Genomic DNA, 22217 nt, shown 5'->3' on the forward strand with positions numbered 1-22217 from the left:
GCGGCGTGCCCTCCCGGCCCGGATCTGGTGGACTGGTGCCGGGGAGGACACCATGCAGCGCAGGACCTGGGGCATCGCACTCGCAGCCGTCGGGGTGGTCGCCGTTGCGGGCACCGTCGTCGGGGTCGTCGCGGCGGGGTCGGCGCCCGAACCGGCGGCCACCCGCGCGGCAGCGCCGCGCTCGGTCTCGCCGACCCCGTCGCCGACGCCGAGCGCCACGCCCCTGGCCGCGGTCCCGCCGGCACCGTCGGCCGAGCAGCTCGCCGCCCTGCCCCTGGCCTTCCACGACGCGGTCGTCCCGCAGCTCCTCGACGGCACGCACGTCCACCCCGAGAACCAGTGGACGATCGCCGTGCCGAACGCGGCACTCGTCGCGCTCTACGCCGAGCCGTCGGCGTCGGCAGCCCCGATCGCGACGCTCGCGTCCACGGTCTCGACGATCGACACCCCGGCGGCCACGGCCGTCTGGGGCCGGAGCCCCGGGCAGGACGGCGGCATGGTCCTCGTCTCCACCCCGGCGCGGAACCGCACCCCCGGCGACGGCGGTGACCCGACGGCGCCGAGCGCCACCTTCGCCTGGGCGCGCGCCGCCGACTTCACGCTCACGTCCGCGGACCGGATGATCCAGGTGGACGTCGCCGCGTCGACGGTCTCGGTCGTGGGCCGGGACGGGGCGGTCAGCGCGACCGAGGCCGCCCGGCTCGGCACGCCGGACGACCCGACCCCCACCGCGACGGCGACGTACGTCGAGGCCGCGTACGTCGACGCCCGCGTGACGTACACGCAGGGCAACCCGATCATCCTGACCGGGGCGCACTCGTCGCGGATCCCCCAGTACGGCGGCAACGCGGCCCTGACCGCGCTGCACTACTACCCGGACCCGACCGGCAGCTCGCACGGCTGCGTCCGGATCTCCGCCGAGATGACGAAGACCCTCGCGCAGCTGCCGGTCGGCACCGCGATCCAGTTCACCTGACCGCGGACGTCGGCCGACGCCTCAGCCGACCGGCGACAACCCGAGCCGCTCGAGCACCTCGGCGCTCTCCTCCTCCGGCGTCCGGTCCGCGGCGATCGTCACGTGCGCCTCGTCCGCCTGCGGGAGCTCGAGCGTGGCCAGCTGCGACGCCAGCAGCGACGTCGGCATGAAGTGCCCAGACCGCGCGGACATCCGGTCGGCGATGAGCGCGCCGTCGCCCGCGACGTGCACGAAGACGACCCCGGGGGCGCGGAGCACGTCGCGGTACGAGCGCTTCAGCGCGGAGCAGGTCACCACGCCCGGACGTCCGTCGTCCAGGTGCGTCCGGATCCACCCGGCGACGACGTCGAGCCAGGGCCAGCGGTCCTCGTCGGTGAGCGGGGTACCGGCCTGCATCTTGTCGACGTTCGCCTGCGGGTGCATCTCGTCGCCCTCGGCGAAGTCCCACCCCAGGCGCCGGGCGACCATCGCCGCGACCGTGGACTTCCCGGACCCGGAGACGCCCATCACGACGAGGACGCGCGCGTCGACCCCACCCTCGGCGGTCACAGGAACACCCCCGCGAGGAGCACGCCGCCCAGGCCGAGCACCGAGATGAGGCACTCGAGCACGGTCCACGTCTTGAACGTCTGCCCCACGGTCGTGCCGAGGTAGCCCTTCACGAGCCAGAACCCGGCGTCGTTCACGTGCGACAGGAACACCGACCCCGCACCGATGGCGAGGACGAGCAGCGACGTCTCCGGCGTCGACAGCCCCTCGGCGATCGGCGCCATGATCCCGGCGGCCGTCACGGTCGCGACCGTCGCCGACCCGGTGGCGACGCGCACGAGGGCGGACACCACCCACGCCACGAGCAGCACCGAGATGCCGGACTCCTGCACGGCGTCCGCGATCACCCCGCCGATCCCCGTGTCGATGAGCACCTGCTTGAAGCCGCCGCCGGCACCGACGATGAGCAGCACACCGGCGATCGGGGGCAGCGCGTCCTCGAGGGACTTCGCGACCGCGGCCCGGTCCATGCCGCCGCCGATCGCGAAGAACACCATCGCGAAGACGGCGGCGATGCCGATCGCGATCACCGGCGACCCGAGGAAGTCGAGCAGCGACACCCAGCCGCCGGCGGCGTCGGGGGCGACGGCCTCGCGGACGGCCTGGGCGAGCATGAGCACCACCGGCAGCAGGATGCCGACCAGGGCGACCGTGAAGGACGGGCTCCGCGGCTCGCTGATCACGCGGGTGAAGTCGCTCTTGCCGTTCGGCAGGGACGCCGTGTCCTGCGTGGCGGGGCCGCGCCGTGCCTCCCGTCCGGCCTGCGCGGGGTCCGCCGGACCGGAGCCGGTCGACGCGGCCGCACCACGCGACGAGAACATGTCGGGCGCGGGGATGTCGACCCAGCGCGCCGCGAAGCGGGCGAAGACCGGACCGGCGAGGACGATGACGGGGATCGCGAGCACGATGCCGAAGGCCAGGGTGGTGCCGAGGTTCGCGCCGACCGTCGACACGGCGACGAGCGGTCCGGGGTGCGGCGGCACGAAGGCGTGCATGGTCGACAGGCCGACGAGGGCCGGGACCGCGATCTTCATGATCGGGACGCCGCTGCGCTTCGCGACGAGGACGATGATCGGGATGAGGAGCACGAGGCCCACCTCGAAGAACATCGGCAGTCCGATGAGCGCCCCGATCAGGGCCATCGTCCACGGCAGCGCGGCCTTCGATGACCGTCGCACGAGGGTGTCGACGACCCGGTCGGCAGCGCCGGAGTCGACGAGCATGCGGCCGAACATCGCCCCGAGGCCGACGAGGATGCCGACGCTCGTCATCGTCGCGCCGAAGCCGTTGCCGAAGCTCGTCACGGCCTTGTCCGGGGCGAGCCCGGCACCGATCCCGACGCCGAGGGCACCGATCACGAGCGCGATGAACGGGTGGACCTTGAGCCACGTGATGAGGACGATGATGACGACGATGCCGACCACCGCCGCCGCGACGAGCTGGCCGACCGGCCCCGACGGGTCGACGGCGGGCGCGCTGCCGCCCTCGGCCGCCAGGACGGTGAGTCCGTGCAGCGTTCCGGACGTGGGTGCGTGAGGCATCTGTGCCCCCTTCCTGGGCCGCCGCCTCGCGGCCCCGTCGCCTTCGTGTGTGCACCGCCCGTGACCGGTCGGCCGGGTCGTCGGCCGGCGGTCCGCGCAGGGCGCGACCGGACACGCGGTGGTCCGGTCCAATAATCTGATTAATCAGATCATACGACGAAGCGCCGCGTGCCGTGCGCCCTGCCCGGCAGTCTGCCGCTTCGATGAACAGGACGGACCCAGCCGGACGGGCCGCTACCGGCAACGCACGACCAGCACGACCGCACGTCAGACACGTGCGGCAGGACCTGCACGACCAGCACGACCAGCACCACCAGCACCACCAGCACGGAGGAACGATGACCACCGCCCGCGGGCTCCACGCCCAGGTGCTCGAGACGCTCGGGCAGCAGATCGTCGACGGACTGCTCCGTCCGGGCACGGTCGTCCGCCCCGAAGCCGTCGTCGAGGAGTACGGCGTGTCCCGGTCCGTCGTCCGCGAGGCCCTCCGCGTCCTGCAGTCCCTCGGGCTCGTCGAGCCCCGGCAGCGGGTCGGCACACTCGTCCGGCCCGCGTCCTCGTGGGAGCTCCTCGCCCCGACCGTCATCCGGTGGCGCGGCGCCTCCCCCGCGTACTTCGCGCAGCAGCGGGAGCTCCTCGAGCTCCGGCTCGGCGTCGAACCCGTCGCCGCCGCCCTGGCCGCCACGAACGTCGGCACCGACGCCACCGACGGCACCGACCGCACCGCCGCCGTCCTCGCCGCCGCGACCGACATGGCCGCCGCCTGCGACCGCGACGACTCCCGCGCCTACCTCGAGGCCGACGTCCGCTTCCACCGCGCCCTCCTCGCGGCGTCCGGCAACGCGGTCTTCGCCCACTTCGCCGGCACCGTCGAGGCCCTGCTCCGCACCCGCACCTCCGAGTCGCGCGACACCATCACCCGCTGGACCCACGACGCCGCCGCTCGCCACGTGGCGGTCGCGCGCGCGGTCGTCGACGGCGACGCGGACGCCGCGTCCTCCGCCGCGACGGCGCTCCTGCGCGTCACGCGGGACGAGTTCATCGCCGAGGCACCGGCCCCCTGACGGGCGCGCGGCGCGTCGGTACCCGGCGGAACCGGGCATCCCTGACGTTCCCGGAGCACCGGGTACGCCCGGAACGACCAGCCATCGCGCGCGACCGGGGGGAAGGGCGGACGGGAGGATCGTGCGGACCCCGCCACGCGCCTCCCCTCCGGCCCGGGGCCGCGTCAGCGCCGGCCGCGCGCGAAGAGGCGGGGACCGCGGAGGCGCAGCCGCATCGTGACGGTGCCGAGCCAGCGGTCGTACTTGAAGCCGACCTTGCCCATGCGGCCGACCTCCTCGAAGCCCAGGCGCTCGTGCAGGCGGATCGACGCCTCGGCCTGGCGGTCGGCGATGACGGCGATGACCTCGCGGACGCCGGCGGAGCGGCACTCCTCGAGCAGGGCCTCCATGAGGGCGCGGCCGAGTCCCTTCCCACCGGCGGCGGCGCCGAGGTAGATCGAGTCCTCGACGACGTGGTTCGACCGGTCGCGCGGGTTCCACGGGTCGACGAGGGCGTAGCCGAGCACCTGCCCGGACGGGTTCTCGGCGACCAGGAACGGCAGGCCGCGGCGACGGACCTCGTCGTACCGCTGCTTCCACTTCGCGAACGTGAACGCCGACGGGTCGAACGTGACGGAGGAGTTCCGGACGTAGTGCGTGTGGATCTCGCGGACGTCGGGCAGGTCCCCGGGTTCGGCGGCGCGGATCGTGTAGGTGAACGCGGCCTCGGCGGGCACGGGCGCGCGCAGGTGGCGCGGCAGCACGCGGCGACGCTGGTATTCCTCCTCGAGCACGTCCCGAGCCTAGTGCGGGCGCGGCCGGGCCGTCAGGCGCTGCCACGACGGCGGGCGCTGCCGAGTCTCGCGCTGGGCGACGACTCCCGGGCGCTGCGACCCGAGTCGTGTCGCCCACGCCGAGACTCGGCCGACGTGCCGGCGCGTCAGGCGGGCAGGGACCAGTCGACCGGGGTCGCGCCCTGCTGCTCGAGCAGGGCGTTCACCTGCGAGAACGGACGGCTGCCGAAGAACCCGCGGGAGGCGCTCAGCGGCGACGGGTGCGCCGACGCCACGACCGGGGTGTCGCCGAGGAGCGGTCGGACGGACGCAGCCTGGGCACCCCAGAGCACGGCGACGAGCGGGGTCCCCCGGGCGACGAGCGCGCGGACGGCCTGGTCGGTGACGGCCTCCCAGCCCTTGCCGCGGTGGCTCCCGGCGGCGCCGGACCCGACCGTCAGCACACGGTTGAGCAGCAGCACGCCCTGCTCCGACCACGCACGCAGGTCGCCGTGCGCCGGCGGCGTCACGCCGAGGTCGTCGCGGAGCTCGCGGTAGACGTTCGCCAGACTCCGCGGAACGGGCCGGACGTGCGGGTCGACCGCGAAGGACAGCCCGATCGGGTGCCCCGGCGTCGGGTACGGGTCCTGTCCGACGACGAGCACCTTCACGTCGTCGAAGGGCTGTGTGAACGCACGCAGGACGACGTCGCCGGCGGGCAGGTAGGGGCGCCCGGCGGCGACCTCGTCGCGGAGCCAGTCCCCCATCCGGTGCACGTCGGTCTCGACGGGCGCGAGGGCCTCGGCCCACCCGGGGTCGACGAGCTCGGCGAGCGGCCGCGGCTGCACGACCGGTGCCTAGGCGCCCATGGTCGCGACGGAGACCGACTCGTCCCCGGCGACGACGCGCCAGACGCTGCCGGTGCCGCGGACCTGGAGGGCGCCCTCGCCGACGACGAGCGCCGTGTCCTCGTCGATCGCGAGCCCGGCGGTGACGAACTCCGCCTCGGCGGCGGCGATCAGCCGCGCCAGCGTGCCGGCCTGGACGGCGTGCACGTCGATGGTCAGGTCGACGAGCCCGAGTCCCTCGCGGAGCTCGACCTCGTCCAGCCCCTCGGACGCTTCCTCGGGGCAGACCTCGACGCCGCCGATGCGCCAGCCGCCGACGAGTGCGCGGTCGGCGACGACCATCGCGCCCGCCGAGTAGCCGAGGTAGGGCAGGCCGTCGGACACGAGCAGCCGGATCTGGTCGACGAGCGGGGCGATCGCGTCGAGGTAGTGCGGGGTCACACCGCCGCCGATCACGAGCGCGTCGACGTCGCTGAGGACCGAGGTGGCGAAGACCGTGCCGGGGGCGACCTCGGTCACCAGGACCTCGGCCTGCCGGGCACCGCCGAGGGCCTCGGCGAGGTCGGCCGTCGACGAGGGCGATGTGCCGTCCTGTCGGGAGACGGACAGGAGGCCGATGCGCGGCACGGTCCGGCCGACGGCAGCGGCGCGCGCGGTGGCCTCGGCCAGGAACGGCGCGACGGCGTCCGAGGCGACGACCGGGCCGCCGCCGACGAGGTGGATGCTCACGACTCGGCCGTCACCGGGGCGAGGGCACTCCACGGGAACGTGATCCAGCCGTCGACGCGACGCCAGACGTGGTCGGGCTCGAGCACCGTGCCGGGCTTCGAGTACAGGCACGCGCTGCGGACGTCGGCGCCGGCGTTCCGGATGATGTCGACGACCAGGCGCAGGGTGCGGCCGGAGTCGGAGACGTCGTCGACCACGAGGACCCGCTTGCCCGCCAGGCTCGGCGCGTCGAGGGCCGGCGACAGGATGACGGGCTCGTCCAGGCGCTGCTCGACGTCGGTGTAGAACTCGACGTTGATCGAGCCGCACTCCTTGGTGCCGAGCGCGTAGGCGACGGCACCGGCGATGATCAGCCCACCGCGGGCGACCGCGACGACGACCTCGGGCTCGAAGCCGGAGGACAGCACGTCCTTGGCGAGCAGCCGGGCCGCGTCCCCGAACTCGAGCCACCCGAGCACCTCGGGCCCGCTCGTGACGGTCACGGTCGAGGGTGCCTGCGCGGCTGCCCCGGGTTCGCTGCTGATCGGCATCCGACCACGGTAGCGGCACTGCCCCGTCCACCGCGACCCGTCACCAGGACCCGCGCGCGTCCGGACCTGGACCCGGACAAGGACACGGACACGGACACGGACACAGCCCGGCCCCGGCGCGGCTCCTGCCCGCGTCAGCTCCGCGGGGTGAGCGGCCCCCGCGCCAGCTTGTGCTGCGCCGACTGCGCGACGGGCCGCACGGTCACCAGGTCGAGGTTGACGTGCGCCGGCAGCTCGACCGCGTGCACGATCGCCTCGGCGACGTCCTCGGCCACGAGCGGCTCCGGCACGTCGGCGTACACCGCGTCGGCCTTCTCGCGGTCGCCCCGGAAGCGCGTGAGGGCGAACTCGTCGGTCTTCACCAGCCCGGGGGCGATCTCGACCACCCGGAGCGGCTCCCCGTTCAGCTCGAGGCGGAGCGCGCCGACCAGGGCGTGCTCGGCGAACTTCGCGGCGTTGTAGCCACCGCCGTTCTCGTACGCCACGTGCCCGGCCGTGCTCGTCACGGTGACGACGTCCGCGACCCCGGCGATCGCGGCCCGACGGCGGAGCTGCGGCAGCAGTGCGGCGGTGACGCGCTTCGTCCCGATCACGTTCACCTCGAACATGGCGCGCCAGTCGTCGACGTCGGACTCCTCGACGCTCGCCGAGCCGAGGGCGCCACCGGCGTTGTTCACGAGCACGTCGGCACCGCCGGCCTCGGCCACCCGTGCGGCGAGCGCCGCGACGGCGTCGGCGTCCGTGACGTCCGCGACGAGCCAGTCGGTGCCGGTCTCCTCGGCGAGCGCCCGGAGTCTGTCCTCGCGTCGGGCGACGGCGAGGACGTCCCAGCCCCTCGAGCGGAACAGCCGGACGGTGGCGGCACCGATGCCCGAGCTGGCTCCGGTGACGACGGCGAGACGGGACATGGGACCTCCGACGGAAGGGACGGGAGCGGACCGCACCACCGTACCGACGACGATCCGGTACCGTGACCGGGCATGAGCAGGGACGCCGGACCGCGCACGAGCAGGGACACCGGACCACGCACGAGCAAGGACGCCGCGCCGACCGCCCCGACCACCCCGCTCGAGCCCGGCCGCGCCCCTCGTCGCATCCCGATGTGGGACACCGCACGCTTCGTCGCCGTGACCCTCGTGGTGATCGGGCACGCCATCCAGCGCCAGACCGCCGGCAGCGAGCACGCCCTCGCGCTCTACACGTTCATCTACGCGTTCCACATGCCCGCGTTCGGCGTGATCAGCGGCTACTTCTCGTCGGCGGACACCCCGACCGCGCAGCGGATGCGGCGGACGTTCACCGACATCGTCGTGCCGTACATCGTGATGCAGACGATCTGGACCGGGGTGCAGGCGGTCGTCGAGGGCGGCAAGGAGTTCAACCCGACGCAGCCCACGTGGACGCTCTGGTTCCTCCTGGCGCTCGGGATCTTCCGGCTCGTGCTGCCGTACCTGGCGATCCTGCGGTGGCCGCTGTTCTGGGCGGTGGTGCTCAGCGTCGGGGTCGGGTACTCGGACAACGTCGACTCGACGTTCTCGCTCGGTCGGGCGATCAGCCTGCTGCCGTTCTTCCTGGTCGGCTGGCAGCTCAGGCAGTGGGGGCTGTTCGACCGCTGGTACGAGGCGTCCCGCCGCACGGTGGTGCGCGTGCGCATGGCGGCCGGCGCGGTGTTCGCGGCGTGGGCGGCCGCCTGCCTGCTGTTCATCCCGCAGTTCGCCGAGTTCGACCTGCACCACTGGTTCTTCTACGACGACTCGTACGCCGGGCTCGGTGAGGACGCCTGGTGGGCGGGCGGTGTCCGGCTCGGTCTGGTGCTGCTCGCCGGCGTGCTGACGGCGTCGTTCCTGCTGCTCGTGCCGCGCCGGAGGGTGTGGATCACCCGGTTCGGCGCGGCGACGATGTCCGTCTACCTGCTCCACACGTTCGTCCTGTACCCGATCCGCGAGTCCGGGGTCCTGGCCGGCGAGCACTCCGCCTGGCCGTACGTGCTGCTGATGGTCGCGGTCGCCTGCGCGGTCAGCCTGTTCCTGGCGCAGCCCTTCGTGCGCCGCGCGATGCGCTGGCTGCTCGAGCCGAAGGTGGACTGGCTGTTCCGCAGGGACGTCGCGACCCCGGGACCGGCACCCCGACGGCCTGGAGGCACGGCCTAGGTCCGCCCCGTCCGTTACGCCCGGTGGCGGCCCTGCTGGTGCCCGCCCGGCCACCTGCGTACCGTGACGGTCGACGCAGCGCAGCCACGGGCCTCCCGTCCGACGCGCAGGGCGACCCGACGACCACCGCACCCGACAGGAGCACCGATGAGCACGAACGACGCCGCCGCCTGGCGGTTCGAGACGACACAGGTCCACGCCGGCGCGCAGCCCGACCCGACCACGGGTGCCCGTGCGACGCCGATCTACAAGACGACGTCGTACGTGTTCGAGAACTCGGACCACGCCCGCGACCTGTTCGCGCTCGCGCAGCCGGGGAACATCTACTCGCGGATCATGAACCCGACGAACGACGTCGTCGAGCAGCGGATCGCCGCGCTCGAGGGCGGCACCGGGGCGCTGCTCGTGTCCTCGGGGCAGGCGGCGGAGACGTACGCGGTGCTCAACATCGCGGGTGCCGGCGACCACATCGTGTCGTCGTCGTCGATCTACGGCGGCACGTACAACCTGTTCAAGTACACGCTCGCGAAGCTCGGCATCGAGACCACCTTCGTCGAGGACCAGGACGACGCCGAGGAGTGGCGCCGCGCGGTCCGGCCGAACACGAAGCTGTTCTTCGCGGAGACCATCGGCAACCCGCGCATCAACGTGCTCGACATCACGAAGGTGTCCGACGTCGCGCACGAGGCCGGCGTGCCCCTGATCGTCGACAACACCATCGCGACGCCGTACCTGATCCGTCCGTTCGAGCACGGCGCGGACATCGTGGTGCACTCGGCGACGAAGTTCCTCGGCGGCCACGGCACGGTGATCGGCGGCGTGATCGTCGACGGCGGCCGGTTCGCCTGGTCGGACCACGCGGAGCGCTTCCCGGAGTTCAACAGCCCCGACCCGTCGTACCACGGCGCCGTGTTCGCGCAGGCCGTGGGCAACGAGCTCGCGTACGTCGTGAAGGCCCGGGTGCAGCTGCTCCGCGACCTCGGTGCGTCGAACTCCCCGGACACCGCGTTCGCGCTGCTGCAGGGCATCGAGACGCTGTCGCTCCGCATCGAGCGGCACGTGTCGAACGCGCAGGAGATCGCCGAGTGGCTCGACCGGCACCCGGACGTCGCGTCGGTGTCCTACGCGGGACTGCCGACCTCGCCCTGGTACGCGGCGGCGAACAAGTACGCGCCGCGCGGCGTCGGGGCGGTGCTGTCCTTCGAGCTGAAGGGCGGCGTGCCCGCGGGGAAGGCGTTCGTCGACCACCTGCAGCTCTTCTCGCACCTGGCGAACATCGGGGACGTGCGGTCCCTGGTGATCCACCCGGCATCGACGACGCACTCGCAGCTCACGCCCGAGCAGCAGCTGACGACCGGGGTCACCCCGGGACTCGTGCGGCTGTCGGTCGGCATCGAGAACGTCGAGGACCTGCGGGCCGACCTCGAGGCGGGGCTCGCGGCGGCGCGGGCCGTCGCCCAGGAGGGCCAGCGCGCGTAGCGCGCGGGCCGGGCGCGCGGGCGGAGCGTCGTCGCCGCGCTCGCGGGCCCGGCCACACGCCGGGCCTGACGTAACACGGCGGCGGTGCGCCGAGCCTCCCGGCAGACTGGACCCACGATGGACTGGCAGACGACCCCCGAGGACTCCGTGCCGTCCACCCTCGTGCCCGGCGCCGAGCTGGGCACCCTCGGCAAGCCGCCCGTCACCGGGGCCTGGCGCCCGGGCGACCACCCCGGTGCCCGCCGCTTCGAGTCGCTGGGCGAGCAGTGGGTGCGTGGTGGCCGCCTGCCGTCCGTGCGCGTGGCCTACGAGACCTGGGGTACGCCGAACGCCGCCCGCGACAACGCCGTGCTGGTGTTCCACGCGCTGACCGGGGACTCGCACGTCGCCGGTCCCCCGGGACCCGGGCACCGCACGGCCGGCTGGTGGGGTGACGTCGTCGGACCCGGTCGGGCGATCGACACCGACCGGTGGTTCGTCGTCGCGCCGAACATGCTCGGCGGGTGCCAGGGCACGACGGGGCCGTCCTCGGTCGCGCCGGACGGCCGCGAGTGGGGCGGCCGCTTCCCCTTCGTCACCGTCCGCGACCAGGTCGCCGTGCAGGCGCAGCTCGCCGACCGGCTCGGCATCGAGCGCTTCGCGGCCGTCGTCGGCGGGTCGATGGGCGGCATGCACGCGCTCGAGTTCGCGATCGCCCACCCGGAGCGGGTCGAGCGCCTCGCGCTGCTCGCCACGACCGCACAGACCACCGCCGACCAGATCGCCGCGAACTCGCTGCAGCGCACGGCGATCCAGATGGACCCGGCCTTCGCGGACGGCGACTACCACGACGCCGACCCGGGCGAGGGGCCCCACCGCGGGCTCGCCCTGGCTCGGCGGATGGCACTCATGACCTACCGCGCGCCCGACGAACTGAACGGCCGGTTCGCCCGGTCCTGGCAGAGCGACGTCTCACCGCTCGGCGACGACGGCCGCTTCAGCGTGGAGAGCTACCTCGACTTCCACGGCAACAAGTTCACCCGGCGGTTCGACGCGGCCTCGTACGTGACGCTGACGCACGCGATGGACTCGCACGACGTCGGGGCCGGTCGTGGCGGGGTCGCCGCAGCGCTCGGCACGGTGCGGGCGCGGACGCTCGTGGTCGGGGTGTCGAGCGACCGGCTGTTCCCGGTCGAGGACCAGCACCGGATCGCAGCCGGGGTGCCCGACGCCCTCGACGGCGACCGAGCGGCGGTGATCGAGAGCGAGTTCGGACACGACGGGTTCCTGATCGAGCACGAGGCCGTGGGGGCCCACCTGCGCCGCCTGCTCGACTGACCGCCGGGCGTCCGCGCCGCTCGGTGCCGTCGTCCGCGTGGGCACCGCCGACGCCGTCGCCGCGCGTCCGCGCAGCGCGGCCCGGGTAACGATCCCGTCGCCATCCTGACGTCACTGGCGTGCCGGACACCCCACAACGGGTGCCGCCCGTGGAATGATGACGACGGACCCGGTTTCCCGCCGAGCGCACGACCGTCCGGACTCCCGGACGGACGGTCACCAGCACACCCGTACCGCCGCACCAGCACAGCCCCCGGAACCACCGGAGCGGTGCTGACGTCACCACCAGGACACCGATGGACTTCATCGCACAGGAACGCGACCGCTTGCTGCGGTCGACGACCCGTGTCGTGGGTGTCACGTGCGCCCTGGTGTCGGTCGTGGGCATCATCAGCTCGGCGTCGGTGCCGATCATGCCCCTCCTCGGTGCGCTCGCGTGCATCGCCGTGCTCATCGCCGCGTTCCTGGCCTTCGGTGCGAACGGCTCCCCGTGGTGGAGCGCCCTCGCGTCCGTCTCCGGGCTCGGCGCACTCGCCCTCCTGCTCCTCGGCACGACACCCGACCAGCGCCCCGTGGTCGCCGCCGCCGTCGTCCCCCTGGCCGCCGGTTCGCTCTCCGCACCGCTCATGGCGCAGCGGGGTTCCCGCCCCGGTCTCGCCCTGACGATCGGCAGCGGCGCCGTCGCGCTCGCGGCGGTCGTGTGGGCGTCCGGCAGCGTGCTGTCCGCCGCCGCGGTCGGGACAGCCCTCGGGTGGATCCTCATCGCCGTGATCACCGTGTGGATCGCCCGGAGCATCCCCCGGGTCGCCCGACGCATCCAGAGCATCGGGACCGCGCACCGCGCCGAACGCCAGGCGAGCGAGACCGAGGCCCAGCGTCGGCAGGGTGCCCGGCTCCTGCACGACACCGTGCTCGCGACTCTCACGCTCCTGGCGCACTCCGGCCGCGGGGTCTCCGAGCAGGCCATGCGCGAGCAGGCCGCCGAGGACGCCCGTCTCCTCCGCCACCTCCGGCTCGGTGCGACCCCGCAGCCGCAGCAGTCCGGCGACTACTCGCTCACCCGGCAGGAGGAGTCGCCGCTCGGGCAGACCCTCGAGTCCGTCAAGCAGCGCTTCGGCCGGATGGGGCTCGAGGTCAGCTGGCACGGCACCGGCCAGGTCCTGCTCCCCTCGCACGTGCTCGACGCGTTCCTGCTCGCGCTCGGCGAGTGCCTGGAGAACGTCCGACGGCACGCGGGTGTCGGCGAGGCGCACGTGACGATCGTCCACGACCAGGAGACCGTCCGCGCGATGGTGACGGACTCCGGTGTGGGCTTCGACCTCGACGCCGTCGGCGCCGAACGACTCGGCTTCAAGGAGAGCGTCGTGAACCGTCTGCGCGAGGTCGGCGGTGACGCCAAGCTCTTCTCGGCGCCCGGCTCCGGCACCACCGTCGTGCTGGAGGCACCGCGGTGAGCCGCCTGCCGGAGGACACCATCAGCCGCGGCCTGCCCGGCGAGACCGCGGCGGCCGCACCCCGCACCCGCCGCGAGGCCCGGGAGCGCTACCGCGGGACCGACCGGCGGCAGGCCCGGGGCCTGCCGTCCACCTCCACCGGCGCGCGCTCGCTCCGCCAGGCAGCGAAGCCCGGGGCGTCGCTCGGCACCGGTTACCTCGGCCTCGGCGCCGCGGTGCTCGCCGCGATCCAGGCCGTCGCCGGCATCGCGCTCTTCCTCGTGCACGCTCCCGGGCTGTCGAACCCGTGGCTCCCGGCCGCCGCGTGGGCGCTCTACCTCCTCGCCGCTGTGTGCGTCTGCCTGAGCCTGATGACCTACGGCGAACGCCTGACCGGCACCGCCTTCGCACTCATCTGCGTCGTGCTCGCGTGCGTGGTGACGCTCGACTTCGTCGGGATCTTCCCCGAGCACGACCTCGCCCGGACCGCGAGCGCGTCGGTCGCCGCCGGGTTCGCCCTGCTCCCGATCGCCTCGCTGCGCCCCGCGAAGGAGGTGGGGACCGCGATCGTCGTGCTCGGTGCGGCCTTCGTCGCGATGGCGGTGACGTCGACGCCGATCACCCCGGACACCATGCCGGGCCTGGTGTCGATGCTCGCGATCGTCGTGGTCCCGCCGTCCATCGCCCTGTTCGTCGTGCACCGGTTCCGCCAGCTCGTGCAGCGCGAGCTCGACCGCGTGCTCGTGCAGAGCAACGTGCAGGCGCCGCAGTTCGCCGTCGGCATGCTCGCCTCCGACGAGCTCGCCCGGCTCGACCTGGCCGCCGAGAAGCTCCTCGACGCCGTCGCGAACGGGTCCGACCCGCTTCCCCTGTCCGATGCCTCCGCCTCGGTCGCCGCGTCGCTCGCCACCGAGCTCCGCCTGCACCTCATCGAGGGCCGCCGCGAGACCTGGCTCTACCACGCCATCACGGAATCCGACCACCTCGGCCGCTCGGTCAGCGTCGCCGACCCGCAGGGCCTCGCGGGGCACCTCATCCCCGCGCAGCGCGACGGGCTCCTGCAGGCGCTCTGGCAGATGGTCGGCGACGGCCGGACGAGCCAGCCCGGCGTCCCGGTCGTCTCCGTGACCCTCGGGCCGATCGGCTCCGACGGCCACCCGGTCTCCGACGAACGCATGGACGTGCCGATCGTCTTCGAGTCCCGCGGGGTCCCCCGGCGTCGCCTCGGCCCCACCGCGTGGAGCGCCCTGCAGCGCATCGGTCCGTACACCGACTCGGTCCGCGACGGGGTGCTCACCGTCGTCGCCCACTGCGTCGTCGACCGGCACCCGTCGATGTAGCCCGGCCGCACCGCGCGCCGAGCGACCCGCCCCACGAACGCACCCAGCGGCCGGAGTCCCGGACACCCTGGCCCACCTGCCCGCCACGACCGGTCGCTCCCCCTAGGATCGGCAGGCACGCCCCCGAGAAAGGACGCCTGATGGCGACTCCAGAGGAACCGATCCGACTCGCACTCGTCGACGACCACAAGATGCTCCTCGGCGCACTCACGGAGTGGATCCGCAGCGCCGCCGACGACATCACCCTCGTCGCTGCGGTCACGACCTGGCCCGAGCTCCTGACGAACCCGGCCTTCCCCGTCGACGTCGTCCTGCTGGACCTCGACCTCAAGGACTCCATCCCGGTGTCGTTGAAGATCTCCACGCTCAAGACCGCCGGCGTCAAGACCGTCGTGATGAGCACGTACTCGGAGCCGAACGTCGTCCGCGAGGCCCTCGGCGCCGGCGCCCTCGGCTACCTCGTCAAGAGCGAGGACGCGGACATGATCGTCGAGGCCATCCGTGCCGCGCAGCGCGGCGAGCAGTACGTCTCCGCCGAGCTCGACCTCGCGATCAACAGCGGCGACGTCGGCGGCGTCCCGAAGCTCAGCGCCCAGGAGCGTCGCGTCATGGCGCTGTACGGCGGCGGCGAGCCGGTCAAGAGCGTCGCGTACCAGCTCGGCATCTCGGAGGAGACCGCGAAGAGCTACCTCAAGCGCATCCGTGAGAAGTACCGCGTCGCCGGCTTCGACGTCGGCACGAAGGTCGCGCTGCGGAAGCGGGCGATCACCGACGGCATCATCGTGCAGGACGGCAGCCCGGTCGGGCTGTAGGGACCGCTCGCGGTCCGGCGGACTGCCGCACCCAGCAACCGGACGGGAGGCACGTGGCGACGCCGCCACGTGCCTCCACGTGGCGACGCCGCCACGTGCCTCCCGTCCGTCCTCCGGTCGCTGTCGACACTCGTGCGCTGTCGACACCCGTGCGCTGTCGACACCTGGGCGCTGTCGAGTGAGCAGAAGCCGTTGGTTCCGTCCGACGGACCCGACGGCTTCTGCTCACTCATCGGACGGCCAGGACCGCCGGGCAGCCGCGCGCGCCGGACGGACGGAACGACTCAGACGGTCGGGACCGGCGCGGTGATCGGACCCGTCGACGGGGACGTCGTGCGCAGCCCCGCACGCCGGACGGTCCGCCGCTCGACGCCGTAGCTCACCGCGGTGACGACCAGGCCGAGCAGGGCGAGGACGATGCCGAGCCACGCCGGCGCGAGGAACCCGAAGCCGGCCGCGATCACCGCGCCGCCGAGGGCCGCACCGAGCGAGTTGCCGATGTTGAACGCGGAGTGGTTGAGCGCCGCCGCGATCGTGCGGGCGTCGCCGGCCACGTCCATGAGTCGCGACTGCACCGCCGGGGGTATCGCCGACGAGGTCGCGCCGAGCAGGAACGCACCGAGGAACACGCCCCACGTCCACTGCGCCGTGAAGACCGTGACGAGCAGGGCACCGACGAGTGCGAGCATGCCGACGTAGATGGTCCGCTTGACGCTCCGGTCCGCCAGGTGCCCGCCGAGGACGCCACCGACGACCATGCCGAGCCCGACGACCACCAGGACGAGCGGCACCGCCGACTCGGGCAGCCCCGTGACGTTCTGGACGAGCGGCGAGATGTACGAGTACACGGCGAAGAACCCACCGAACCCGACGGCGCCGAGGCCCATGACGATCCAAACCTGCGGGGAGCGGAACGCCCGCAGCTCGCGGCCGATGGTCGCGTGCTCGTCGCGGGGGCTGCGCGGGACGAAGGCGGCGACCGCCAGGAACGTCAGCGCGAACAGGACCGACACGACCCCGTACGCGGTCCGCCAACCGGCGTTCTGCCCGACCCATGTGATCGCGGGCACACCGACGACGTTCGCGATGGACAGGCCGAGCATGACCATCGCGATGCCCTTGCCCCGCTTGCCGGGTCCCATGATGTCGCCGGCCACGATGGAGGCGATCCCGAAGTACGCGCCGTGCGGCAGACCGGCGACGAAGCGTGCCACCAGGACCAGGCCGAAGCTCGGCAGGACGGCGCTCGCGACCGTCGCGACGACGAAGCCGACGAGCAGGACGAGGATCAGGCCCTTGCGCGGGAAGGTCGCGGAGATCGCCGCGATCGTCGGGGCCCCGACGACGACCCCCAGGGCGTAGGCACTGACGAGCCACCCGGCGTGCGCGACCCCGGCGTCCGGCGAGACGGCGTACTGCTGCGGCAGCAGCGCCTCGGCGATGTTCGGCAGCAGCCCCATCGCGACGAACTCGGTCGAACCGATCGCGAAGCCGCCCATGGCGAGGGCGATGAGGGCGAGCGCGCGGCTCGTCGGGGTGGTGAGCGTCATGCGACCTGTTCTCGTGACGTGGGGTGGGAGGCCCGCCGCGGTCTGGGGTCCCGGCCCGGCGCAGCACGGCGCCGGCAGAGGACCGGCCGACGGGGGCGGGACCGGTGCGGGTTCGGCGGCGAACGGGACGAGCCTGCGATGCAGCCCGTCCCAGCAGTGTAGAACGCTCCAACGGGTCAGCGGAAGCGGCGGGCCGAATCGATTCGACCAGACGCCCGAGCGACCAGCGGGAGGTCGTCTGCGGAACAGCCCTCAGGCCGCGCGGCGCTCCACGTGAGACGCGGCCGACGGCGCCGGCTCGGGCAACTCGTCCCGGTGCACCCAGCCCGCGCCGCACTCGACGCAGGTCGCCCAGCCGTTCTCGCCCTGCTCGTCCGCGTCGACCACGACCGTCTGCAGGTCGCAGTCAGGGCACCAGCCGTCGTGGGTCATCACGCGCTCCTCGTGGTCGTCGGTCCGGCCGCGGGTGCGGCTCGACGACACCCATGAGACACCCGGCCACCGACATCCCGGGGACCGTGGCGGCGTGTCGGCCGTGGCGGTAGCGTGACGGTCATGTGGTGGTGGATCGGGACCGTGGTCGTGCTCGTCGCGCTGTTCGGCCTCTGGCTGTGGATGCACCACGTGAACGACTTCGGCTCGCGGTCACGTGCCTTCGACGGCTCCGATCCGGAGATCGCCGAGGCGCTCCGGCAGGCAGAGCGCGACCAGAACACGGGGCGGATGTACCCGTAACGGCCGATCAGCAGCCGGACGTCCCCCCGTCTCAGTCGCCGAGCGCTGCTTCGAGCCGTTCGAGCTTGCCGTCGATCTCGCCGGTACGGCCCGGCCGGATGTCGGCCTTGAGCACGAGCGACACCCGGGTGCCGTGGGCGGCGACGGCCTCGGTCGCCCGCTTGACGACGTCCATCACCTGGTCCCACTCCCCCTCGATCTCGGTGAACATCGACGAGGTGCGGTTCGGCAGCCCGGACTCGCGGACGATCCGCACCGCGGCGGCGACCGCGTCGTGCACGGAGCCGTCCGAGGACGCTGCGGGACCACCGGACGGGGCGACGGAGAACGCGACGATCATGCGTCCATCCTGCCCCGCTCGACCTCGACGGGCACGCCACCGTCGGACGGGAGCTCCCGGGTCCGCGCGGACCGTCCGGACGGCGAGCGAGCCAGCAGGACGAGCCCCCAGACGAGCACCCCGACCTCGAGCAGGTTCCGGATCGTCAGCACCACGAGCACCCAGGGACGCACCAGGAGCACCTGGTCGTAGAACGTCGGGTAGAAGACCTGGGTGAGCACGGCCGTCACGAGCAGGGCGACCGCGACCGGCACGAACCGCCGGGCACTGGCACGCCCGGCGACGAGTCCCCACACGACGGGGACCGCGAACCAGCCGACGTACTGCGGGGAGCCGACCTTGTTCGTCGCGATGAGCGCGGCGACGAGCACGAGCGCCAGCAGCGGGGCGACCTCGGCACGGCGGGCACCGCGCCGGACCGCGACCAGCGCGAGGACGATCCCGGCGAGCACGGTGACGGCCATCAGTGGCGTGGAGAGCGCAGCGGCCGCGTGCGTCCCGGCCCCGGACACCTCGAAGGTCAGGATCCCGGTGTCGTAGTAGACCGCGGCCCCGGGGACGCCGGCCGCCGCCGCCCACATGAACGGCGTCGCGAGCGGAGCCTCGATCTGCAGCGCCCGGCCGCTCTGCTGCGAAACGAAGGACAGCAGGTGCGCCGCTCCCCCGTACAGCACGTCGACCAGGACGATCAGCGCCGTCACGACCAGCGCCCCGGTGAGGACGCCCCGCCGGTGCCCTCGGCGCAGCAGCAGGACCCCGACGAGCGCGGCCGGCCAGACCTTGGTCCACGCGGCGACGGTGAACACCGCCGAAGCGACGGCGGGTCGGGTCGCGACGAAGGCCACCCCGACCAGGGCGAGGGCCGTCGCGACCGCGTCGATGCGGCCGAGAGCGATCGGGCCGAGCGCCAGCAGGAACAGCAGCCACCACCAGACCACCCGCACCCCGAGCGCGCGGAACCGCCAGAGGACGGCGACCGCGGCGGCGTCGAGCACGGTCATGAGCAGCAGCCACCCGGTGCCGATCGACGCGGCGCCGCCGAGCGCGGCGGCGGCCATGGGCACGATCGCGAACACCGGGTAGACCCAGTCCGAGTCGACACCGACCCAGTAGTGGTCCCGGTGGCCCGCCTCGATCCACTCGCGGTACGTGCGGGTGACGTCCCCGAGCGGCAGGTTCGGCAGGGACGTGTTCGCCCACCACAGGAACGCGTGCACGAGCACGAACGCCGCGACGAACAGGGCCGCCTCGACCCACCGGAACCGTACCTGCACCGGTCGAGCGTAGCGGGGCGTCGTCCAGGCTCCCCTGAGCGGGACGTGCCACGGTGGCGCCGTGACCGCAGTCCCACCCCGCCGACGTCCGACCCGCAACCCCGTCGCCTGGGTCGTCCTGGTGGTGGTGGTCGTCTCGGTCCTCGCCGTCGGTGTCGTCGCGGCCACCAGGGCGTACTCCTCGCGAGAGGACGCGAAGGCCTCGGCGACCCCCACCGTCGCCGCGAGCCGCGCGCCGTCGACCCTGGACCCCGCGGACCTGGCGGGCCGCTGGACCGTCGGCGGGGACTCCGAGGCCGGCTACCGCGTGCACGAGGTGCTGAACGGCTCGGACGTCACGGTCACCGGCCGGACCGACAGCGTCAGCGGCGAGGCGACGGTCGCCGGGACCGCGATCACGGCAGCGACCGTCACGGTCCGTGTCGCCGACATCGCGACGGACTCCGCGCAGCGCGACTCGTACTTCCGCGACTCCGCCCTCGACGTCGCGGCCTTCCCCACCGCGACCTTCACCCTCGGGGAGCCGATCGCGGACGCCGTCCCGAGCGGTTCCGCCACCACGACCGTCGACGCCCCCGGCGAGCTGACGCTGCACGGGGTGACCCGCTCGGTCACGGCGACGCTGCAGATCGGCCTGGACGGCGACGGCGTGCAGGTGTCCGGCAGCGTGCCCGTGACGTTCGCGGACTACGGCGTGCAGGCGCCCGACCTGGGGTTCGTCCGGGTCGAGCCACGTGGCGCCGTCGAGTTCCTGGTGCACGCGAGCCCCGCCCGCTGACCGCGGACGGGGCCGACACCAGCCCGACCCGCTGACCGCCCTCAGTCGGTCCAGGTCCGCACCCAGTCGATCTCGAGGTGCCCCGGCGCACCCCAGTCCCCGATCTGGAACATGTACCGGTGCGGGGTCGTCGGCACGTGGTCGTGCGCCTCGAAGACGAGCTGCGCGTCCACGTAGAACCGCACGGTCCGGCCGGGCTCCCACACGGTCGTGTACGTGTGCCAGTCCCGCCAGGACGCGTCGGTGTGCAGTCCGGCCGCCTGGCGCTCCTGCCCGGGGACCGTCGAGTGCACGAACGCGCCGACGGGTCCGGCGAAGTTCCCCTCCGGGAAGTCGACCTCGCCGTCGGACCACCGGTCCGACGTCGGCCAGAGCATGAACGCGGCACCGTTGCCGTCGCCGCCGATCGCCCGCGCCCGGACGCTGAACACCCCGCCGGTGTGCGCCCACGCCCCGTCCGGGGTGCCGAACGTCCCCGCGGCACCGCGCTTCCCGTCCATCGCCACGTCCATGTACCCGTCGTGCGCGCTGACGGTCGGTCCGGACCAGTACTTGCCGCCCATGCCGTCCGGGTACGGCTGCCACGACCCCGCGTACGTCGTCGCGAACGCGCCGCCGGCCGCCGCCGGGGTGTCGAAGTCCTCGGCGAACGTGGGTGGGCCGTCACCGGTGGGCGGCGCGGCGGGTGCCGCCGAGGCCGTCGGTGTGGCACCGCTGACGACGGCGGTGCCGTCGGGGTGCGGCTGCGGCCGCGCGTCGGCGCTCGACACCGCGGACACGGTGAGCGCCGCGAGGGCCGCGGCGGTCAGGACGATCGCCGCTCGGAGGATCTTCGTCGATCGGGTTCGGGACATGGTGGAGCATCGCTTTCCGGGGCGGCCGCCGGGTCGGGTGGTCCGGCGCACGTCCCTCGCGACGTGTCTACGCCGACCGGACGGTCACCTCGACGTCCCCGCGACCCGGTGGCGGGATCGCTGCGGCTTCCCGACGTACGTGCGGCAACCCGCGCAGCGGCCGTCGGCACGGTCCGCTGGACGGACGTCGGCGCGGCCCGGTCTCGGTGCCGGTGCACACCGGACGGGAGGCGCGCCACCGGACGCGGGACGTGCCTCCCGTCCGGTGGTCCACACGTCCGGCGGACGGCCGCTGCGCGGACCGGTGGGTCCGCTCGCTCAGGCGGTCGCGTCGCCGGTGGTCACGAGGTCGCGGACGACGCCGGGGAGGGCCGCGACGAGCGCGGTCATCGGGAACGGTCCGCCCCCCGAGGCGCGGCGCGCGGCCGTGCCGTGCACGACCGCGGCGGCCGCGGCGAGGTGCGCGAGCTCCTCCGGACCGACGGCCGCGCTGCCGGCGCGGGTCGCGACGAGGGCGCCGAGCACGCCGCCGAGGACGTCCCCGGCGCCGGCCGCCGCGAGCCACGGCGTGGCGGACGAGGCGACCAGGCGCACCGACCCGTCCGGCGTGACGACGTGCGTGTCCGCACCCTTCAGCAGGACGACGCTCCCGGTCCGCTCCGCGGCGCGGAGGGCCGAACCGCGCGGGTCCCCCTCGACCTCGTCACGGTCGACGCGCAGCAGCTTCGCGAGTTCACCCGCGTGCGGGGTGAGCACCGCGAGCGGCCCGAGGTCGACGAGCGGGATCGCCCCGGCGTCGACGACGACCGGGACGCCGTCGTCCGAGGCGCGCCGGAACGCCTCGGCGGTCGTGTCGTCGAGGTCGTCGAGCGAGGCCGCCGAGATCCCGGAGCCGACGAGCCACGCCTGCACGCGTCCGACGCCGGCGACGACCTCTGGTCGGCGGGACAGGACGTGGTCGGTCGCCCGGTCGGGGCCGACGTACCGGACCATGCCGACCCCCGTGTGCACGGCTGCGTCGACGCCGAGCACCGCGGCGCCAGGGTAGGCCGCCGACCCCGTCGCGACGCCGAGCACCCCGCGGCGGTACTTCGTCGACTCGCCGGTCGGCGCGGTGGTCCAGGCGGCGGCGTCGGACGGGGTGACGGGCACGAAGTCGTTCATCG

The 22217-nt window shown here is 73.7% G+C and carries 23 protein-coding genes; 10 read left to right on the forward strand and 13 right to left on the reverse strand.

Features of this window, described 5'->3' with window-relative positions:
• The first annotated feature begins 52 nt into the window (after window positions 1–52).
• Complete coding sequence (locus DEU32_RS17645; protein WP_114850031.1) at window positions 53–976, forward strand: L,D-transpeptidase; 924 nt, start codon at window positions 53–55, stop codon at window positions 974–976.
• Between the two features lie 21 nt (window positions 977–997).
• On the opposite strand, the gene DEU32_RS07940 is transcribed toward DEU32_RS17645, so the two are convergent.
• Together DEU32_RS07940 and DEU32_RS07945 are read right to left on the reverse strand one after the other, a co-directional pair.
• Window positions 998–1483, reverse strand: coding sequence for a gluconokinase (locus tag DEU32_RS07940; RefSeq protein ID WP_114850141.1), 486 nt, complete (start codon window positions 1481–1483; stop codon window positions 998–1000).
• Window positions 1484–1521: 38 nt separating this feature from the next.
• Window positions 1522–3066: a GntP family permease gene (locus tag DEU32_RS07945; protein WP_246276183.1), complete on the reverse strand. Its 1545-nt coding sequence runs from the start codon at window positions 3064–3066 to the stop codon at window positions 1522–1524.
• 338 nt (window positions 3067–3404) lie between these two features.
• Between DEU32_RS07945 and DEU32_RS07950 the strand changes: the two genes are divergently transcribed.
• On the forward strand, window positions 3405–4130 hold the full coding sequence (locus DEU32_RS07950) for a FadR/GntR family transcriptional regulator (protein WP_181819229.1): 726 nt from the start codon (window positions 3405–3407) through the stop codon (window positions 4128–4130).
• 164 nt (window positions 4131–4294) lie between these two features.
• On the opposite strand, the gene DEU32_RS07955 is transcribed toward DEU32_RS07950, so the two are convergent.
• From DEU32_RS07955 to DEU32_RS07975, 5 genes are all read right to left on the reverse strand, one after another.
• On the reverse strand, window positions 4295–4903 hold the full coding sequence (locus tag DEU32_RS07955; protein WP_058740663.1) for a GNAT family N-acetyltransferase: 609 nt from the start codon (window positions 4901–4903) through the stop codon (window positions 4295–4297).
• A 146-nt stretch (window positions 4904–5049) separates the two neighbouring features.
• Window positions 5050–5730 (reverse strand): uracil-DNA glycosylase, encoded by a 681-nt coding sequence (locus DEU32_RS07960; RefSeq protein WP_114850033.1) that lies wholly within the window; start codon window positions 5728–5730, stop codon window positions 5050–5052.
• 9 nt (window positions 5731–5739) lie between these two features.
• Window positions 5740–6459, reverse strand: coding sequence for a Type 1 glutamine amidotransferase-like domain-containing protein (locus tag DEU32_RS07965; RefSeq protein WP_114850034.1), 720 nt, complete (start codon window positions 6457–6459; stop codon window positions 5740–5742).
• A complete protein-coding gene (locus tag DEU32_RS07970) occupies window positions 6456–6989 on the reverse strand; it encodes a phosphoribosyltransferase (RefSeq protein WP_217507756.1) in 534 nt (177 codons plus the stop codon). Before DEU32_RS07970 ends, DEU32_RS07965 begins: the two co-directional genes overlap by 4 nt.
• Window positions 6990–7123: 134 nt before the next feature.
• Window positions 7124–7897, reverse strand: coding sequence for an SDR family oxidoreductase (locus DEU32_RS07975; protein WP_114850035.1), 774 nt, complete (start codon window positions 7895–7897; stop codon window positions 7124–7126).
• Window positions 7898–7969: 72 nt separating this feature from the next.
• Here DEU32_RS07975 and DEU32_RS07980 point away from each other — a divergent pair, with 72 nt between their 5' ends.
• The 6 genes from DEU32_RS07980 to DEU32_RS08005 all read left to right on the forward strand — a co-directional run bounded on the left by DEU32_RS07980 (window position 7970) and on the right by DEU32_RS08005 (window position 15520).
• Window positions 7970–9139: an acyltransferase family protein gene (locus DEU32_RS07980; protein WP_114850036.1), complete on the forward strand. Its 1170-nt coding sequence runs from the start codon at window positions 7970–7972 to the stop codon at window positions 9137–9139.
• A gap of 147 nt (window positions 9140–9286) precedes the next feature.
• Complete coding sequence (locus DEU32_RS07985) at window positions 9287–10618, forward strand: bifunctional o-acetylhomoserine/o-acetylserine sulfhydrylase (protein ID WP_058740667.1); 1332 nt, start codon at window positions 9287–9289, stop codon at window positions 10616–10618.
• 117 nt (window positions 10619–10735) lie between these two features.
• On the forward strand, window positions 10736–11935 hold the full coding sequence (locus tag DEU32_RS07990; protein ID WP_058740668.1) for a homoserine O-acetyltransferase: 1200 nt from the start codon (window positions 10736–10738) through the stop codon (window positions 11933–11935).
• 296 nt (window positions 11936–12231) lie between these two features.
• Window positions 12232–13389, forward strand: coding sequence for a sensor histidine kinase (locus tag DEU32_RS07995; RefSeq protein ID WP_114850037.1), 1158 nt, complete (start codon window positions 12232–12234; stop codon window positions 13387–13389).
• Window positions 13386–14708 carry a hypothetical protein gene (locus DEU32_RS08000; RefSeq protein WP_114850038.1) on the forward strand — a complete coding sequence of 441 codons (1323 nt, stop codon included), beginning with the start codon at window positions 13386–13388 and terminating at the stop codon, window positions 14706–14708. The genes DEU32_RS07995 and DEU32_RS08000 overlap by 4 nt, the downstream gene beginning before the upstream one ends.
• 140 nt (window positions 14709–14848) lie before the next feature.
• Complete coding sequence (locus DEU32_RS08005) at window positions 14849–15520, forward strand: response regulator transcription factor (RefSeq protein ID WP_058740671.1); 672 nt, start codon at window positions 14849–14851, stop codon at window positions 15518–15520.
• Window positions 15521–15804: 284 nt separating this feature from the next.
• On the opposite strand, the gene DEU32_RS08010 is transcribed toward DEU32_RS08005, so the two are convergent.
• Window positions 15805–17070 (reverse strand): MFS transporter, encoded by a 1266-nt coding sequence (locus tag DEU32_RS08010; protein ID WP_114850039.1) that lies wholly within the window; start codon window positions 17068–17070, stop codon window positions 15805–15807.
• A gap of 252 nt (window positions 17071–17322) precedes the next feature.
• A complete protein-coding gene (locus DEU32_RS08015) occupies window positions 17323–17502 on the reverse strand; it encodes a hypothetical protein (protein ID WP_144800944.1) in 180 nt (59 codons plus the stop codon).
• Window positions 17503–17625: 123 nt separating this feature from the next.
• Here DEU32_RS08015 and DEU32_RS08020 point away from each other — a divergent pair, with 123 nt between their 5' ends.
• Window positions 17626–17805 (forward strand): hypothetical protein, encoded by a 180-nt coding sequence (locus DEU32_RS08020; RefSeq protein ID WP_147281426.1) that lies wholly within the window; start codon window positions 17626–17628, stop codon window positions 17803–17805.
• 31 nt (window positions 17806–17836) lie between these two features.
• Here the strand turns inward: DEU32_RS08020 and DEU32_RS08025 are convergent, their stop codons facing one another.
• Together DEU32_RS08025 and DEU32_RS08030 are read right to left on the reverse strand one after the other, a co-directional pair.
• The gene (locus DEU32_RS08025) at window positions 17837–18145 is read right to left on the reverse strand and encodes a thiamine-binding protein (protein ID WP_114850042.1); all 309 of its coding nucleotides are present in this window, start codon (window positions 18143–18145) and stop codon (window positions 17837–17839) included.
• A complete protein-coding gene (locus DEU32_RS08030) occupies window positions 18142–19419 on the reverse strand; it encodes a glycosyltransferase 87 family protein (protein ID WP_114850043.1) in 1278 nt (425 codons plus the stop codon). The genes DEU32_RS08025 and DEU32_RS08030 overlap by 4 nt, the downstream gene beginning before the upstream one ends.
• Before the next feature lie 61 nt (window positions 19420–19480).
• On the opposite strand from DEU32_RS08030, the gene DEU32_RS08035 reads away from it, so the two are divergent.
• Window positions 19481–20197 (forward strand): YceI family protein, encoded by a 717-nt coding sequence (locus tag DEU32_RS08035; RefSeq protein ID WP_114850044.1) that lies wholly within the window; start codon window positions 19481–19483, stop codon window positions 20195–20197.
• Between the two features lie 41 nt (window positions 20198–20238).
• Here DEU32_RS08035 and DEU32_RS08040 read toward each other — a convergent pair whose 3' ends face one another.
• On the reverse strand, window positions 20239–21051 hold the full coding sequence (locus tag DEU32_RS08040; RefSeq protein ID WP_114850045.1) for a glycoside hydrolase family 16 protein: 813 nt from the start codon (window positions 21049–21051) through the stop codon (window positions 20239–20241).
• Between the two features lie 318 nt (window positions 21052–21369).
• The gene (locus DEU32_RS08045; RefSeq protein ID WP_114850046.1) at window positions 21370–22215 is read right to left on the reverse strand and encodes an ADP/ATP-dependent (S)-NAD(P)H-hydrate dehydratase; all 846 of its coding nucleotides are present in this window, start codon (window positions 22213–22215) and stop codon (window positions 21370–21372) included.
• Between the last annotated feature and the right edge of the window lie 2 nt (window positions 22216–22217).

Source organism: Curtobacterium sp. AG1037, assembly GCF_003349855.1.
Taxonomy (GTDB): domain Bacteria; phylum Actinomycetota; class Actinomycetes; order Actinomycetales; family Microbacteriaceae; genus Curtobacterium; species Curtobacterium citreum.